The following is a 366-nucleotide window of genomic DNA, read 5'->3' as shown; positions in this document are numbered from 1 at the left end:
CCTTTCCTCCTTACTGAAAGTGCTTTACAACCCGAAGGCCTTCTTCACACACGCGGCATGGCTGCATCAGGCTTGCGCCCATTGTGCAATATTCCCCACTGCTGCCTCCCGTAGGAGTCTGGGCCGTGTCTCAGTCCCAGTGTGGCTGATCATCCTCTCAAACCAGCTAGGGATCGTCGCCTTGGTAAGCCATTACCTTACCAACTAGCTAATCCCACTTGGGCTAATCTCTTGGCGTGAGGCCCGAAGGTCCCCCACTTTGGTCCGTAGACATCATGCGGTATTAGCAGTCGTTTCCAACTGTTGTCCCCCACCAAAAGGCATATTCCCAAGCATTACTCACCCGTCCGCCGCTCGTCAGCAAAG

1 rRNA gene is annotated in these 366 nt (G+C 54.6%); it reads right to left on the bottom strand.

From position 1 onward, the window contains the following. Positions 1–366 (bottom strand): 16S ribosomal RNA (locus ACMVDV_RS23310); the annotation flags it as partial.

Source organism: Pseudoalteromonas sp. ASV78 (genome assembly GCF_047806705.1).
Classification (GTDB): Bacteria; Pseudomonadota; Gammaproteobacteria; order Enterobacterales; family Alteromonadaceae; genus Pseudoalteromonas; species Pseudoalteromonas prydzensis_A.
Note: the sequence above shows the minus strand (reverse complement) of the source record. Positions and strands in the feature narration are given on the sequence as shown.